This window comes from Shewanella sp. GutDb-MelDb, assembly GCF_002836075.1.
Lineage (GTDB): Bacteria > Pseudomonadota > Gammaproteobacteria > Enterobacterales > Shewanellaceae > Shewanella.
The window spans coordinates 21,626-37,984 of the sequence record NZ_PJBM01000256.1; the positions used below are offsets into that span (position 1 = coordinate 21,626).

Here is a 16,359-nt window from a genome sequence, read left to right on the forward strand (position 1 = left end):
TCAATTATTGCTCCTCATAAGGGTTGTTATAACCAAGGCTTTCAATCAGTTGGGTCTCTAATGACTCCATCTCTTCAGCCTCTATATTGTCTATATGATCATACCCTAGCAGATGGAGGCAACCATGTACAACCATGTGCGCCCAATGTGCGGTAAGGGGTTTGTTTTGATCAATTGCTTCTTGCTCTACCACAGCTGCACAGACAACTAAATCGCCCAGTAGTGGCAGTTCTATGCCGGGTGGAGCTTCAAACGGGAAAGAGAGCACATTGGTGGGCTTATCTTTTCCGCGATAGGTGTTATTTAGCATCTGGCTTTCTGCAGAATCGACAATTCTTATGGTTAATTCTACGTGGTCCATACTACTTCTGAGTGCTGTTTTCACCCAAAGTTCCAGCTCTTGTGCTGAAGGAAGTGCAACGGCATCAACTGCAATTTGCAGATCGAGATCTACACTTGTTGGTGCATTAGTCATGATTGGGTGTTTCCTGTAGCTGATATTGGCTATCTTTATTGCCTTTACTTGTCTGGCTCTTTAGCTCATAGGCTTCATAGGCTTCAACAATTCTGGCCACAATAGGATGACGAACGACGTCTTTGGCTTGGAAGAAGTTAAAGCTAATTTCGCTGACATCGCCTAACACTTCAATTGAATGACGCAGACCTGATTTTTGATGTTTCGGCAGATCTATCTGAGTGATGTCACCAGTGATAACCGCACGAGAGTTAAATCCTATACGGGTTAAAAACATCTTCATCTGTTCAACTGTAGTGTTTTGGCTTTCATCAAGAATGATAAAAGCATCGTTTAAGGTGCGTCCGCGCATATAAGCCAGTGGCGCAACCTCAATGACATTACGTTCTAATAGGCGCTCAACTTTTTCAAAGCCCATCATCTCAAATAGCGCATCGTACAGTGGTCGTAAATACGGGTCGACCTTTTGACTCAAGTCGCCGGGTAAAAAACCCAGTTTTTCACCCGCTTCGACGGCTGGACGCGTTAAAAGAATACGGCGAACTTCTTGACGCTCTAGTGCATCAACCGCGGCGGCAACGGCTAAGTATGTTTTGCCGGTACCCGCGGGGCCAATACCAAAGGTAATATCATGGGAGACAATATTACGCACATAATCACTTTGATTTGGATTCCGTGGCTTAATTACACCACGCTTTGTTTTGATATAGAGCTCTTTCTCATCGCGAGGCGCTTCCATATCAAATGCGACAGCTTCTTGAATGGCAATATGAACAGTATCAGGTTCTAGATCTGGCGTGCTGCCTTTAAGAGGCTGAGTTTCAATATACAAGTCTCTGAGTAAGTTATTGGCAGTTAAACAGTTTTTAGGTACGCCGACTATCTGAAAATGATTGTCACGATAGCTGATCTCAACACCAATACGGCGCTCTAATTGCTTAATGTTGTCATCAAAAGGACCGCAAAGTGACGCTAGTCTGCGTGTTTCCGCTGGCTCTAAATACAGGTTGAGTGTCGTTAACTTATTAGACAAAAAATAACTCCAGATTCAAGAATATTACCGAGCGAGAGCACTCTAGTTTACGAGGCATAATCAATAAATGCGAATGGTATTTTTGAATGATTATAGGGACGAAAAAAGCGGCATCTAAGATGCCGCCCTATAAACGTGTTTACCCTTGGTTATCGAGTCTTTTAAGACGGGGTAAATTGGGTGACACCAATGGCGTCATCTTGCTTATACTTTGCGACGATATCTGATGGACGTAAGTCGCGACGTAAATCCATTTCATCTTCAGCGCGGACAAATACACCGCGCAATGAGTTGGTGTATACATCAACAATTTCAACGTCAACAAAGCCGCCAATATGCTCCGGCTTACCTTCAAAGTTAACCACTCGACTGTTTTCAGTACGACCACGCAGTTCCATTGGGTTTTTAACCGATGGCCCTTCAACCAAAATGCGCTGCACTGTACCGACCATGTGGCGGCTATAGCGCATGGCTTGTTGAGTGATACGATCTTGCAATATGGCTAAGCGCTCTTTTTTCTCTTCCAGTGAGACGTTATCTGGCAGATCGGCAGCGGGTGTACCTGGGCGTGCGCTGTAAATAAAGCTAAAGCTATGATCAAACTGAATGTCTTCGATGAGTTTCATTGTGTCAGCAAAATCTTGCTTAGATTCACCTGGGAAGCCAATGATGAAATCAGAGCTAATCTGAATATCGGGACGCGCTTTACGCAAGCGGCGAATAATAGACTTATATTCGATAGCCATATGGCCACGCTTCATCTGCGTCAGGATCAAATCTGAGCCAGATTGAACCGGTAGATGCAAGAAGCTCACAAGCTCTGGAGTGTCTTCGTAAACATCAATAATATCTTGGCCGAACTCAATTGGGTGGCTGGTGGTAAAACGTAGGCGGTCTATGCCATCAATCGCAGCAACGTAGCGTAGTAGTTCTGCAAAGGTACAGATCTCATCATCGTGGGTTGCACCGCGATAGGCATTTACGTTCTGGCCGAGCAAATTCACTTCACGTACACCTTGATCAGCCAATTGGGCTATTTCAAGAATGATATCGTCTAATGGACGGCTGACTTCTTCACCACGGGTATAAGGTACAACGCAGAAAGAGCAATACTTACTACAACCTTCCATGATGGAAACATAGGCACTAGGGCCGTCAGCACGTGGTTCGGGGAGGCGATCAAACTTTTCAATCTCAGGGAAACTGACGTCAATAACGACTTTTTTACCCTCTTTAATCTGGTCAATCATTTCTGGTAGACGGTGCAGTGTTTGTGGGCCGAAAATAAGATCCACACACTGGGCACGGTCTTTAATTGCCTTACCTTCTTGAGATGCTACGCAGCCGCCAACACCAATAATAAGGCCCGGTTTTTTGTCTTTTAGTGTTTTCCAACGCCCTAGCTGATGAAAAACTTTTTCTTGTGCTTTCTCACGAATAGAACAGGTGTTGAGCAAAAGCACATCGGCTTCCGTTGCATCATCTGTCAGGGTATAGCCTTCGTATTCGTCGAGAAGATCGGCCATCTTTGATGAGTCGTACTCATTCATTTGACAGCCCCAAGTTTTAATATGGAGTTTTTTACTCATCAGTTTGTATCACTCTAGATGCACCGAAAAAATAGCGAAATATTTTAACGCTTATGCGGGCTGCTGGCTAGCATTTAGCCTATGTTTGAGTGAAATTAATCTGCTGCCTTGATTGCCCTTGTTAAACGTACGGGTATGGTTTTTTGCTGTTCTGTACTAACAGTATTGTCGATAACACCTTGTTCTTGAGCCATTTGCAGGCTACTCATACGTGCTTGTATGTGGATGTCAGCACGTAATTGCAGTTTGAACATGCTGAATACATGAGTGGTATATTGGTAAATAGCATAATCCATTGGACTGCGATAAGTGACGGACATGTGCTCTATATCTTGCTGTGAGTCTGCCGCGATGCTGGCTAATGGGGTGAATAGCGTTATTAGTAACGTAGCTAGGGTTAATGATTTCATATTATTCTCACTCATTCCTTAGGGATATATCCATTTGACAATTTGAGTCTATGGTATGGTTTGAATATGAGTGTGAATGGTATGTAACCAGTTGTTAATCATTGGCGTCTCAGACACATTTATATACGTTAGAGTGCTCTGAGACATTAAACGACATATTTTGTTTGGCTTAATTGCATCGTCCTTGCTTAAGAAGCGCTACTTTGATCAATTTTTGCTATGCAAAGGACAAATAGAATCGTTTTTGAGTGTAAACTTCTCCCAATATAAGTCGGATCATCTTTCAGGAGTCTAAGGTCTGTGGAACAGCTGAAGAATAAAAGCAGTATGTATGACGCTGTTGTCGTTGGCGGCGGCATGGTTGGAGCTGCGACGGCGATTGGTTTAGCCCAGCTAGGACTAAAAGTTGCAGTGGTTGAAGCATTTGCGCCCAAAGCTTATGAAAGCTCACAACCGCTTGACTTAAGAGTATCTGCCATTAGTGCGGCCTCTGAAGCGCTTCTGGACCGCCTTGGGGCTCTGGAGCATTTAGGCACAATGCGACAAGTCGCTTATAAAGGACTCGAAACTTGGGAATTAGACGGGTGCATCACCCAATTTCATGCCGATCAAATTGGCACTTCGCATCTTGGCCATATTGTCGAAAACCGCTTAATCCAGCTCTCTTTATGGCATCGTATGGCACAGTTAGAGAATATTACTCTATTCTGTCCAGTAAAAATCAGTCAGTTAAAGCGCGCAAATGATGCTATCGATATTACGCTTGAGGATGGCCAAGCGTTCTCTACTCGGTTATTGGTTGGCGCAGATGGTGCAAACTCTTATGTTAGGCAATGGGCAAAGATCGGTATTACGGGCTGGGATTACCGTCAGTCAGCAATGCTGATTAATATCGAAACCCATTGTGGCGAGCAAGATGTTACCTGGCAACAATTTACCCCCAAAGGTCCTCGCTCTTTACTACCACTTCCTGGCAACAATGCCTCTTTGGTTTGGTACGACGATGCCAATCGCATTGCGCAGTTATCTCAGTTGAATAATGCGGCCTTGAAAAGTCAGATTGATCAGTATTTTCCAGCGAGGCTAGATCGTGATTTTAAAGTGATGAATAAAGCGAGCTTTAAGCTGACTCGTCGTCATGCCGAGCGATATTATGGCGACAATTTGGTGATCCTTGGTGACGCCGCGCATACCATTAACCCTTTAGCAGGGCAGGGCGTTAACCTCGGCTTTAAAGATGTTGATGCACTTATCACCACCGTCGAGTCGTACATAAAGCACGATGCGGGCTGGTGGAGTACTGAAGTACTACTACAGTACCAAAAATGCCGTTATCGAGATAATCAATTGATGATGACCGCTATGGATATGTTTTACGCCAGTTTTAGCAACGACATTTTACCGCTAAAACTATTAAGAAATGGCGTACTTAAATTAGCTAACATTGACAGCCCAATAAAAAAACAGGTATTAAAATACGCTATGGGTTTTTAATGGGTCACCGTCCTATATAAGGATTAAACAAGAAAGCGGAGAGCTGCATAACAGCTTTTCGCTTTCTTGTTTATTAGGGGGAGTCAGGCAAAATTTGCAGGCGATGTCTACCACGCGATATTGCCCATTTTGCGTATAATTTGTTGGTACGCGGTTTGAGTGCTAAAATGCCGCGTTTTTAATTTTGTGGCTAAGTGCGGCAAAACATGAATAAGTAAACACAGACTGAGTATTATGAGCAATATAAAACTTATTGTTGGGTTAGCAAATCCCGGCGCACAGTATGATCGAACACGCCATAACGCGGGTGCTTGGTACGTTGAAGAACTCGCGCGTGTCTGTGGTGCGACGTTAGTATTAGACAGCAAGTACTTTGGTATGACAGCGAGAGTGACACTGCATGGCAAGGATGTCCGCTTATTGATCCCGATAACCTTTATGAATTTAAGTGGTAAGTCGGTTGGCGCATTGGCGAATTTTTTTCGTATTGCTCCAGAAGAGATATTGGTCGCGCATGATGAGCTTGATATGCCACCTGGGGTTGCAAAGTTTAAGTTGGGCGGGGGGCACGGTGGCCATAATGGCTTAAAAGATATCATTGCTAAATTGGCTAATGATAAAGGCTTCTATCGCTTACGCATTGGTATTGGGCATCCAGGTGATAAAAACCAGGTCAGTAACTATGTGTTGAGTAAGGCTCCGCCAACGGATCAAGAGATGATGGACGCTGCTATAGATGAAGCGGTGCGCTCGACAGAGATTTTATTTAACGACGATATGGCAAAGGCGATGCACAGGTTGCATTCTTTTAAAGCATAAACAAATGCTTGGGGAATACCCCCAGGTTATTCATTGATATAAAGGTAACAATATGGGTTTCAAATGTGGCATCGTAGGCCTGCCAAATGTTGGTAAATCAACACTTTTCAACGCGTTAACTAAAGCAGGCATCGAAGCATCAAACTTCCCGTTCTGTACGATTGAGCCAAATACAGGCATTGTTCCTGTACCTGATTCAAGATTGGATGCGTTAGCTGAGATAGTTAAGCCTGAGCGTGTTATGCCTACAACAATGGAATTTGTAGATATTGCTGGTTTAGTGGCAGGCGCATCTAAAGGTGAAGGCTTAGGCAATAAGTTCTTAGCTAACATCCGTGAGACTGATGCAATTGGCCATGTTGTACGTTGTTTTGAAGATGACAACATTGTGCATGTCGCAAACAAGGTAGACCCTGCAAGTGATATCGAAGTTATCAATACTGAACTTGCGCTTGCCGATTTAGATTCATGCGAGCGTGCTATTACTCGTCAAGCCAAACGCGCTAAAGGCGGCGACTCAGAGGCGAAGTTTGAAGTTGCCGTACTTGAGAAGATGCGCCCAATATTAGACGAAGGCAAAATGTTGCGTTCAATGGATTTAAGCAAGGAAGAGCTAGCAGCAATTACTTACTTGAACTTCTTAACCATTAAACCAACGATGTATATCGCTAACGTTGCAGAAGACGGTTTTGAAAATAACCCTCATTTAGATACTGTTCGTGCCATCGCTACTGAAGAGAATGCAGTTGTAGTGGCAGTATGCGCTGCAATTGAATCTGAACTTGCAGAAATGGAGACCGAAGACCGTGAAGAGTTCATGGCCGATTTAGGTCTAGAAGAGCCCGGTCTTGATCGCGTCATCCGCGCTGGTTACGACTTGCTTACGCTACAGACATATTTTACCGCTGGTGTTAAAGAAGTGCGTGCATGGACCGTTAAAATCGGTGCAAGCGCTCCACAAGCTGCTGGTGTTATCCATACTGACTTCGAACGTGGCTTTATTCGTGCTCAAGTGATGGCGTATGAGGACTTTATCACCCATAAAGGTGAAGCAGGCGCTAAAGAAGCGGGTAAATTACGCGTTGAAGGTAAAACATACGTCGTTAAAGATGGCGATGTAATGCACTTCTTATTTAACGTATAAGTTCTTTGCGGCAGCTATAGCCGTAAAAAATGTAAAACGCGGCGCTTAAAGTCATCTTTAAGCGCCGCGTTTGTATTTGGGCATCTGTTAACCTAGTTAAAAATGATTCATTTTTAGTGCTAAGCTTGGCGAATGCTTGGATTTTGAGCTTGTCGTTGCGATTTGTAGAGGCTTGATCAAAGAAATAAAATTATTTTGAGTTGCTAAATTAGCGTAAATCGCAATATATTGCGCATCTGTTGCCCAGTTTGGCGAAGTAATAGCCTAACAGTGTGATTAGTTTAAATTAGCGAAAAAAAGCAGTTGACCTGAATACGCTGAATAAGCATAATACGCCCCGTTCCTCAGTGAGAGGGACGAAATATAGATGGCAATGTAGCTCAGCTGGTTAGAGCACAGCACTCATAATGCTGGGGTCGCAGGTTCAAGTCCCGCCATTGCTACCATCTTCTCTAGATGTAAACTTGAGAATGGCCGACTAGTTGAAAGTTTACTTTCAGAAATAGGGTTGGCAACATCTTAATCTAGATGTAAAATTTGATGCAGTTTGGAAGTGGTGGATGTTGATATTAGACACGCTATAACTGAGTGCCATCTTAATCTAGATGTGAAACTTGATGCAGTGCGGGAGTGGTGGAATTGGTAGACACGCCAGATTTAGGTTCTGGTGCCGTAAGGTGTGAGAGTTCAAGTCTCTCTTCCCGTACCATTTATTGAAAAGTAATGAGCTTAGGCTGGTTATTAGTAAGAAAGATTAATTGGGATATCGCCAAGCGGTAAGGCACCGGGTTTTGATCTCGGCATTCCCAGGTTCAAATCCTGGTATCCCAGCCATCTTTGGCAATGTAGCTCAGCTGGTTAGAGCACAGCACTCATAATGCTGGGGTCGCAGGTTCAAGTCCCGCCATTGCTACCATCTTTCTCAGGATGTAAAAAGTGGGATTGTAGCAAAGACGGTTCGTAAGTCCCGGCAATATGCTACCATCTTCTCAAGATGTAAAATATGAGACATCTTAATCTCGATGTAAACTTGATAGAGTTTGGAAGTGGTGGATGTTGATATTAGACACGCTATAACTAAATGCATCTTAATCTAGATGTAAAACTTGATGCAGTGCGGGAGTGGTGGAATTGGTAGACACGCCAGATTTAGGTTCTGGTGCCGTAAGGTGTGAGAGTTCAAGTCTCTCTTCCCGTACCATTTATTTTGACGTAATGAGTTTCGACTTGTTACTAGCAACACAGTTTAATTGGGATATCGCCAAGCGGTAAGGCACCGGGTTTTGATCTCGGCATTCCCAGGTTCAAATCCTGGTATCCCAGCCATTTTTAAAAGGTTGATTTATTGACCTTGTCTTAATAGCTACTAGACAATTGTATTGTTGCAGGCTATAAAGATGAAGCAAGGAAACTTGCAGTAAAATTCGATGCGGGAGTGGTGGAATTGGTAGACACGCCAGATTTAGGTTCTGGTGCCGTAAGGTGTGAGAGTTCAAGTCTCTCTTCCCGTACCATCGAGTTTTAAACAGTTTAATTGGGATATCGCCAAGCGGTAAGGCACCGGGTTTTGATCTCGGCATTCCCAGGTTCAAATCCTGGTATCCCAGCCAAACACAAAAAGCCCGTCTTAATAGACGGGCTTTTTGCTTTTCAAAATCCCCCTTTTCGATGCACCACATAGATCCAATCTTTGTCTAAAGCAATCGCTACTGTTATTGCCATCAATAGCGTATTGAGCAGTGTTCTGACTGCACGCCTGATACCAATTGCATTAAGTATTTGACCGATTCAGAGCGCTACAGACGTTTCAATTCAAGGCCCATTGGTGAAGAAATAGTTACTCTCTCTTAAGCCAATGCAAAGCAGAAGTGGAAAATCTGAGTCGCTTAACGAGTGCGGTCGACGTTTAAAGCAAATGGAAAAGGCCTTTAAGCTTCGTTGTGGGCTTTGGATATACGACTAAATGGTCTATTTTGTTCCATACAAAATAAGACATTTCCACCCTCCTTGGCGGTCAGATTGAGGAGGTACGAGTCCACGGATGGACGAAGGTAGAATAATGCAAGAGCAATTATCGAGAGTCATTCATAGAGCTATTACCGAGGATGCCAGAGCCGAGAATAACGATTAGCTTCAATCCCCCACCTTGCTTACAGGGCTTTGAATTCCCGCGCAATGGTCAAACTTTTAATGCAACTGATCTAAATAGGCTCTGCATAAGAGACGGCACATAATGGTAGTCATCACACTTAGGGCGATTGCCAACGTGCAGAGAATGCTGAGGGACTTTAAGACGGTGTATCGTATGCCTAAGTAGGTTGAGCCTACGCTGACTGAGAGGTGTGAGCGCATTTAACACTAGCGACTCAATTAATTCCATGTCCCCGTCTTGATAATGGCTGTCATGTTACTCGCTGTGACGACTGTTTGAACACGTTTAAGCGCAACATTTCAATGGCACAAGCATTAAAAACCCTAAATCCAGTCATCTATTTTTTGGGTCATTGCGCTAGTGCTGCCATATCTGCGATGAGTCTAGTTAGCAAATTAGATTGAAATCCTAATGCTTGGTAACAAATCAGCCTTTTGTTAACTTTTGTTAGCTCACTTAGTGCTAACAATCACGCTTTAGCGTTGGTTTTTCACCTAGCGTTAACATTTGGTTTTTATTTGGCATCCTTTTGGTTACTTATTGTTATCGATTAAGGCTTTATTTGTGCTGGGTTTCTCGTTAACCAATTTGTTTCAAAATACAACCGAGGTTGTCACACTTTAATTGCAATCGTTTCGTTACATTTCGTTTGCCCCAAAAAAGAGGGCTAAATAAAAGAGAGTGGAACAGATGATGAAACGAGTCGATATAAAAGTTGCGACATTAGCAGCCTTCATTGGACTGGCCTTAACGGGTTGTTCTGGTGATGACGGACAAAATGGTAAAGATGGTGAAGCAGGTACTCCTGGTCAACCTGGCATTCCTGTCGCAGCAGATGCAAAGGCATTAACCGTAGCGATAGATAAGATTGTTGTTGGGGCGCAGTCTGATATTACGTTTACAGTCACCAATGAAAAAGACCTCCCTGTTGTAGGGTTAGAAAAGTTTGGTTTTATACTTTCAGGTCTTGAGCAAGGCGTTCAGGGGGATGCTAATAACTGGAAGTTGCTCAGCTCTGAAGCTTGTCCTGCCAGCAAATACTCTAAGTGTGGTAGCTTGCTTGATAATCAAGACGGTACTTATACCTATAGCTTTGAGAAAGACGTTAGCGCAGAAACAGCCTTTACTATCACTGATGAAAAGACATTAAGATTAGTGCTAAGAACCGGTGGCGAAGCTGTAGGAGCAACTGAGTTAAGCTATGCGAACATGCACTATGACTTTAGAGGTGAAGGCTTAGAGCCGCTCTATACTAAGAATGTGGTCAACAACCAAAACTGCGTTAGCTGTCATGATGATTTCAGTATCCATGGCGGTAAATACACTGAAGTCGAAACATGCGTTTCTTGCCATGCGGACAACAAAGTCAGTGACATCAGCAAAGTATTTCCAATGCTAGCGCATGAAGCACATATCGGAGTGATCCCTGCTCCCGTGGGTGGTTGTGATAACTGCCATGCTGAAAATGAGCAAGCTACTGATTTTGCAAACTGGAAGAACGTGCCTACTCAGGAAACGTGTATTACCTGTCATACAGACGTCAATTTCAAGGAAGGCATTGGCCACTGGCCATATCAGGACAATGCACAATGTGCCAATTGTCACACGCCAGATACCCTAGAAATGGTGCATTTGTCTACCTATAAAGGTCAGAACGAGCGCCGTGAAAATCTTCACCTTACGGTGACTGAAGCTAAGATGGTTGATGCTCCAGAAGCAAAAGCCAACATCGATGCCAACCTAGATACTGATAAGACTGGCTATGTGCAGCTAACCGTCGATATTTTGGACAAAAATGGTAACACGCGTAATGAGCAGTTAGATCTGGTTAAGTACATGTACTACGCCGAGTTCTATATCAACTGGGGTGGTCAGGATATGGGCATGGAGCGTGGTAAAGTTCTGCGTGTTCATACCAACAAAGAAAACTTCCCTGGCTATGTAGATGAGCCAATCGTGCTTAACTATGAAAATGGTAAGACGACGTTTGAAATCGGCCCATTCGATCTTGAAGATACTTTCGATGGTGACTTGAACGATAGCTACGGCATGGTTACGCCACGTATCTGGTTCTGCATCGACAAAGATGGCGAAACAATCCAGGATTGTGATGGCGAAACGGATTGGAGTAACGGTGCAGCGGGTTATAACTGGCAACACTTCTTCAATAAACAAGGCATGATGGAAGAGCGCCCACGTCGTCAAATCGTGACCAACGAGCTGTGTGGCGACTGTCATGGTACCACTACCTCAGACGATGGTTTTGTACAGATGACGCTTAACTGTCGTAGCTGTCACTCTGTAGTTAAGAACGATAGCACTTACTTCAGTACCACTTGCGCCTCTGGCTCGGTTGATTCCGATGGTGACGGTTCTTTAGACCCAATGGTTATGATGAAGAACCTGATGCCACGCGGCGAGCGTGACTGGACGACAGCATCTAATGCCGGCGAAGAATGTGTGGCTTGCCATAACGCCAACAATATGCCAACTCAGGTCATCCGTAATTCGCAAACCAAACAAGGTGATGAGGATTATATTGAGCAACTGACGATGAGTCACCCGGATCAGAAAGTATGGATCCATGCTATGCATGCCAACAACCGTGCCAACCAAAGTGGTGAAGGTTGGAAGCGTAATGTTGAGTACTCAGCTGACCTAGCTAACTGTACTAAATGCCATATCGAAGATAGTTATGATGCCAAGTATTTAGTGGGCCGCAAGCCGCTAGCGCTGGATCTTGACTACATGGATACTTATGACGGTTTGGACCCTGCAAATGGCAAAGACACTAGCGGTAACAAACGTTATGCCGTCGATGCGGTTGCAGATGCTTTTGTATCGCCAACCGCCGCTGTATGTTTGAGCTGTCATGGTAAGCGCGCTGCGGAAGAGGGTGAAGACCGCCGTCAAGTCCGTAAAGACGTTGTTAGTCATATGAAGCAAAATGGCGCTCAGTTCGGTGTCGAACTTGGTCAGTATACTGGTGAAGAGTCATGTGCAGTATGTCATGATCTAAACAACCTGAAGGAATCACATAACCTGAAATAAAGCTCTCATCCCTGCAATATTTTTTGACCCTAGCATTTTGCTAGGGTCTTTTTTTACGGGGATCACAAATATTAACAAAGCATCAATTGTTTAATCAGAACTCAGCATTATGTCAGGTTTAGTATTATCAAAATGGTTTAAAATGTTGTTTGGGGATCTACTAAAAGTAGTAGAGGTTAGATTGTGAATATTACTGAATTTTTAATTATTGATTTAGATGCCAGAGAGTTAGTTGATATCCATCATTCGACTCGTTGCGCATTATCATTGGCAGAGCTAGAAGTACTAAAAAGCTTAGTCAACCATGTGGGTGAAGTGGTTAGCAAAGAGACACTTAATGCCGCTGGTTGGCCCGGTAGAGTGGTTGCGCCCTCATCATTGACTCAATGCATGAGCAGTTTACGAAAAAAGCTGGCAGGGCAAACTGATATAGAGTTAAAAAATATCCCCCGTTACGGCTATAGCTTATGCATTATAGAGCATGCCGAAGCAGTAACTTCTACAGATATCGATAATGTCAGTACTTTCGTTAAGCCGGCATCTGGCAAGTTCAAAGCTCCAAACTCACACCGAATAAACCCCATAATCGCTAACGTGGCCGGTTGGCAGGGGGCATTAACCCCCAGACTTTATCGGCTTATTGGCATCGCTGTCGTCGTGACTTTTGTGGCTGGATTGCACTTTTCGGGAGGGCTTAAAACAATTGTTAACCAGCTTTCCTTATTGACCGAACCTGATGTGGCGTCAATCACTCAAAAGCGATTTTCATTGGCGAAAACCCCATCATTACTCAATGCGGTTCAACTTGAAAATCAACGTAAAGAAATTATTAGCGCTGACGATGTGGTCAAAAATTGGTTTAATTATGACAACATTTTCCAAAACTCGACTGATAAACAACTATTCTCTTTTGATAACGGCCGCTATGAATCAGTCGCTTTATGTAACGAATTCAATGAAGTATGCATTGACAAGCAGCCGCTTAACCTAGTGCGCTCGGTCAATGCGCCGACTACACCATTAGATATTCAATGGTTGGCGGATACCAAGCTAAGAATGGAGCAGGTAACCTATAATAATATTCTGTTAGATGAATTCGAGCCTGCCGATAAAGATTTGGTCGAGGATGTATTTCGGGCTGACGTGTACTATTACTCTGAAAGTAAAAATGTGGTGCGCGCAGATGTCAGATTGTCATTGATTTTTGATTCAGCGAATCGAGGTAAGCTGGTTGCTGCGGCATGTATTACCGATGATATGCTTAGAGAAATCTCAATTCGGTATCAGTTTAGTGGCGACTTTAAGCTGACCAAAAGTCAGGTTGATGGCAAAGTCGTTAGTACTTTTCTGGTCGATGTAAAAGAGCGCTCTTTCACTAGCCCACAACAGATATCGAAAGAATCGGCCACGATATACCGAGAGATCCGTAAAAATGTTCTGCAAAATGAACGTATGGTCATCAGGCAACTTTATCAAGATGATGACAGTGGCGTGTGGATGCTACCACTATGGGGCGAAACCATGGTTTGGGCTCATCGAGAGCAAGTATCACTCTAAGATATGTATTACTACAGGTTAACGCTTAGTGGCAAAGCAAAATGAAAAGTAATAGATACAAAAAACGCACTCAATTGAGTGCGTTTTTTATTTCAGCATTAAGCTTTAATCAAATAGTGATTAGTGCTTAAACATTGCCGAAATAGACTCTTCGTTGCTTACGCGACGAATCGCTTCAGCCATAACAGTAGACATTGTTAACTGAGTGACTTTCTCAAGTGCCGCTATTTCAGGGCTCAATGGGATAGTGTCTGTCACAATCACTTCATCAATGACTGATTCTAAGATATTCTTCGCCGCATTACCTGAGAACACAGGGTGAGTAGCATAAGCAAAAACGCGGTTTGCACCGTGTTCTTTAAGCGCTTCAGCTGCTTTACAAAGTGTACCGCCAGTATCAATCATGTCATCAACGATGATGCAATCACGGCCTTGAACATCGCCAATAATATGCATCACTTGTGAAACGTTTGCTTTTGGACGACGTTTATCGATGATCGCTAGATCTGAATCATCAAGTAACTTCGCGATTGCACGAGCACGTACAACGCCACCGATATCGGGTGAAACAACCACAGGGTTGTCTAGGTTCTTAGCTAACATATCTTCAAGCAACACAGGGCTACCGAAAACGTTATCAACGGGAACATCGAAGAAACCTTGAATTTGCTCAGCGTGCAGGTCACAAGTCAATACGCGGTCAACACCAACGCTTGATAGGAAATCGGCAACAACTTTAGCGGTAATAGGTACACGAGCGCTACGCACACGACGGTCTTGACGTGCATAACCGAAGTAAGGGATAACGGCTGTAATACGACCAGCAGATGCACGACGGAGTGCATCAACCATAACGATCAGTTCCATTAAGTTATCGTTAGTCGGAGCACAAGTAGATTGAATGATGAATACATCCGCACCACGTACATTTTCATTAATCTGGACACTGATTTCGCCATCACTGAAAACGCCTACATCTGCGTCTCCAAGTTTACAAAATAGACGATCGGCTATCTTCTTAGCGAGACTAGGTGTTGCGTTACCGGCAAAAAGTTTAATGTCAGGCACTGTAGAACCTCAGGCGTATGCTTCATGATTGTGGCTGGGACAGAAAAGATATCCCAGATGTCGTTAACACTGAGCTAATCTCTGCATTAACGGTGACTTATTTGTTCCCTTCGCGACAAAGCCATTTATCGATGCTGGCAGCTTCGCCAAGACATCTTTAGCTTGTTGCTCTTGCTCGAATTGACCGAAAACACATGCTCCTGTTCCAGTCATTCTTGACGGCGCATATTCTAGCAGCCACGCTAAGGTCTTGGCAACTTGAGGGTGACGTTTTGCGACCAACTCTTGGCAGTCATTATGCCAAGGATTGGCCATTAAAGACTCAAGTGTGAGCTTGGGCGTGTTGCGCGGGAGTTCAGGATCTTGGAACACTGCAGCGGTAGATACATGCACATCGGGTACTAAAACTAGGTACCAAGGTTCACTTGGGGTGACGTCCTGCAATTGTTCACCAACACCTTCGGCAAAAGCAGATAAACCATTAATAAAAACAGGCACATCGGCTCCCAAAATTAAGCCTATCTTTGCTAATTCCTTAGTGGATAAACCGGTTCTCCAAAGTGAATTTAACGCCACTAATGTGGTTGCAGCATCAGATGACCCCCCGCCTAACCCCCCGCCCATAGGTAAGCGTTTATCTAACCAAATCTCGGCACCTTGCTGACATTGGGTGTGCTCTTGTAACGATTTTGCGGCTCGCAGAATTAAGTTATCGCTATCAGCAACAACGTCTGACATATTTGAATGCAATATCAAGGTCGTTTTATCAGTGACTTTAAAATCGAGGTAATCACAATGCGCTACAAATTGGAACAGAGTTTGTAATTCATGGTAACCATCATCGCGGCGACCGTTGATGTGTAAAAAAAGGTTGAGCTTGGCTGGCGCGGGCCAGCCCAAAGACAGTGGGGCGGTCATAACGAGGGCTCACTTGAGTTTGGTTGTGAACGATTGGTCGCGGGGGCATCTTCTGCTGCCAGTGCTTGCCATTGGTTTATCTGTATTTTAAGTTGAATGTCATCTCGTTTTAAATCCAGCAGTCGAGGTAGCTCGGCACCGCTCTGGGTTTGCCAACTTTTAAAGTCGACCTTCCAAGGGGGAGGCTGGGTGGCATTAACGAGGCTCAGCGGACGGTTTAGCGCATCTTGGCTAATAATTTCATCGCCACTGCTGAGCTGACCGGTTATCCAAAGTGGTAAGGCATCTATGGGAATGGTCCAACCGGTGATCCGAGTGAGCAAGCGTTGAGCGTCAGTATCGGTGTAGGTCTTGCCATCGAGCTCTAATATTGTATTGCCCATTGTGCTGGTTAAACTTAACACTGTGGTGCCCAGCATGGTGGTGAGCTTTAACTCATTAGAGAATGGGGTATGCAACCAATACAGGTTGGTACTAAATTTATCATCGGCGGTGCGCACCGCTAACTTGCCCTGCATTTCCCACGCATGGGCTTGTTCGACTTGGTCGACAGAGACGGGTACTAAGTTGTCTGGTATGGTAGTTGAGCAACCGCTAATAAAAATAAAGCTCAATATCACCCATGCATAAGTGTTTTTTGTGAAGCTGC

Annotated in this window: 12 protein-coding genes and 8 tRNA genes; 13 read left to right on the forward strand and 7 right to left on the reverse strand. The window is 44.1% G+C overall.

Annotated elements, in window-relative coordinates:
- Positions 1 to 4: 4 nt before the first annotated feature.
- From ybeY to CXF82_RS17925, 4 genes are all read right to left on the reverse strand, one after another.
- Entirely contained in the window at positions 5 to 475 is a 471-nt protein-coding gene (ybeY, locus tag CXF82_RS17910; protein ID WP_101089922.1) for an rRNA maturation RNase YbeY, read from the reverse strand.
- A complete protein-coding gene (locus CXF82_RS17915) occupies positions 468 to 1,508 on the reverse strand; it encodes a PhoH family protein (RefSeq protein ID WP_102044689.1) in 1,041 nt (346 codons plus the stop codon). Before CXF82_RS17915 ends, ybeY begins: the two co-directional genes overlap by 8 nt.
- A 161-nt stretch (positions 1,509 to 1,669) precedes the next feature.
- On the reverse strand, positions 1,670 to 3,097 hold the full coding sequence (miaB, locus tag CXF82_RS17920; RefSeq protein WP_101089924.1) for a tRNA (N6-isopentenyl adenosine(37)-C2)-methylthiotransferase MiaB: 1,428 nt from the start codon (positions 3,095 to 3,097) through the stop codon (positions 1,670 to 1,672).
- Positions 3,098 to 3,192: 95 nt separating this feature from the next.
- Positions 3,193 to 3,507 (reverse strand): hypothetical protein, encoded by a 315-nt coding sequence (locus CXF82_RS17925; protein WP_101089925.1) that lies wholly within the window; start codon positions 3,505 to 3,507, stop codon positions 3,193 to 3,195.
- Positions 3,508 to 3,834: 327 nt separating this feature from the next.
- Between CXF82_RS17925 and CXF82_RS17930 the strand changes: the two genes are divergently transcribed.
- From CXF82_RS17930 to CXF82_RS17990, 13 genes are all read left to right on the forward strand, one after another.
- Positions 3,835 to 5,001: an FAD-dependent oxidoreductase gene (locus CXF82_RS17930; protein ID WP_101090032.1), complete on the forward strand. Its 1,167-nt coding sequence runs from the start codon at positions 3,835 to 3,837 to the stop codon at positions 4,999 to 5,001.
- A gap of 234 nt (positions 5,002 to 5,235) precedes the next feature.
- Complete coding sequence (gene pth / locus CXF82_RS17935; RefSeq protein ID WP_101089926.1) at positions 5,236 to 5,820, forward strand: aminoacyl-tRNA hydrolase; 585 nt, start codon at positions 5,236 to 5,238, stop codon at positions 5,818 to 5,820.
- 52 nt (positions 5,821 to 5,872) lie between these two features.
- Positions 5,873 to 6,964 (forward strand): redox-regulated ATPase YchF, encoded by a 1,092-nt coding sequence (gene ychF, locus CXF82_RS17940; RefSeq protein ID WP_101089927.1) that lies wholly within the window; start codon positions 5,873 to 5,875, stop codon positions 6,962 to 6,964.
- Between the two features lie 369 nt (positions 6,965 to 7,333).
- Positions 7,334 to 7,410, forward strand: a tRNA-Met gene (locus CXF82_RS17945).
- Between the two features lie 178 nt (positions 7,411 to 7,588).
- A tRNA-Leu gene (locus CXF82_RS17950) sits at positions 7,589 to 7,673 on the forward strand.
- 50 nt (positions 7,674 to 7,723) lie between these two features.
- Positions 7,724 to 7,798, forward strand: a tRNA-Gln gene (locus CXF82_RS17955).
- Between the two features lie 5 nt (positions 7,799 to 7,803).
- A tRNA-Met gene (locus CXF82_RS17960) sits at positions 7,804 to 7,880 on the forward strand.
- A gap of 200 nt (positions 7,881 to 8,080) precedes the next feature.
- Positions 8,081 to 8,165 (forward strand) — tRNA-Leu (locus tag CXF82_RS17965).
- A 50-nt stretch (positions 8,166 to 8,215) separates the two neighbouring features.
- Positions 8,216 to 8,290 (forward strand) — tRNA-Gln (locus CXF82_RS17970).
- Between the two features lie 103 nt (positions 8,291 to 8,393).
- Positions 8,394 to 8,478: transfer RNA gene (locus CXF82_RS17975), tRNA-Leu, on the forward strand.
- 21 nt (positions 8,479 to 8,499) lie between these two features.
- Positions 8,500 to 8,574: transfer RNA gene (locus tag CXF82_RS17980), tRNA-Gln, on the forward strand.
- A gap of 1,232 nt (positions 8,575 to 9,806) precedes the next feature.
- A complete protein-coding gene (locus tag CXF82_RS17985; protein WP_101089928.1) occupies positions 9,807 to 12,167 on the forward strand; it encodes a multiheme c-type cytochrome in 2,361 nt (786 codons plus the stop codon).
- A gap of 183 nt (positions 12,168 to 12,350) precedes the next feature.
- Positions 12,351 to 13,724: a winged helix-turn-helix domain-containing protein gene (locus CXF82_RS17990; protein ID WP_157822889.1), complete on the forward strand. Its 1,374-nt coding sequence runs from the start codon at positions 12,351 to 12,353 to the stop codon at positions 13,722 to 13,724.
- A gap of 120 nt (positions 13,725 to 13,844) precedes the next feature.
- Here the strand turns inward: CXF82_RS17990 and CXF82_RS17995 are convergent, their stop codons facing one another.
- From CXF82_RS17995 to lolB, 3 genes are all read right to left on the reverse strand, one after another.
- Entirely contained in the window at positions 13,845 to 14,792 is a 948-nt protein-coding gene (locus CXF82_RS17995) for a ribose-phosphate pyrophosphokinase (protein ID WP_101089930.1), read from the reverse strand.
- A 63-nt stretch (positions 14,793 to 14,855) separates the two neighbouring features.
- The gene (ispE, locus tag CXF82_RS18000) at positions 14,856 to 15,710 is read right to left on the reverse strand and encodes a 4-(cytidine 5'-diphospho)-2-C-methyl-D-erythritol kinase (RefSeq protein WP_102038827.1); all 855 of its coding nucleotides are present in this window, start codon (positions 15,708 to 15,710) and stop codon (positions 14,856 to 14,858) included.
- A partial coding sequence (gene lolB / locus CXF82_RS18005; protein ID WP_102044692.1) for a lipoprotein insertase outer membrane protein LolB occupies positions 15,707 to 16,359 on the reverse strand: 653 nt, incomplete at its 5' end. The genes lolB and ispE, both read right to left, overlap by 4 nt.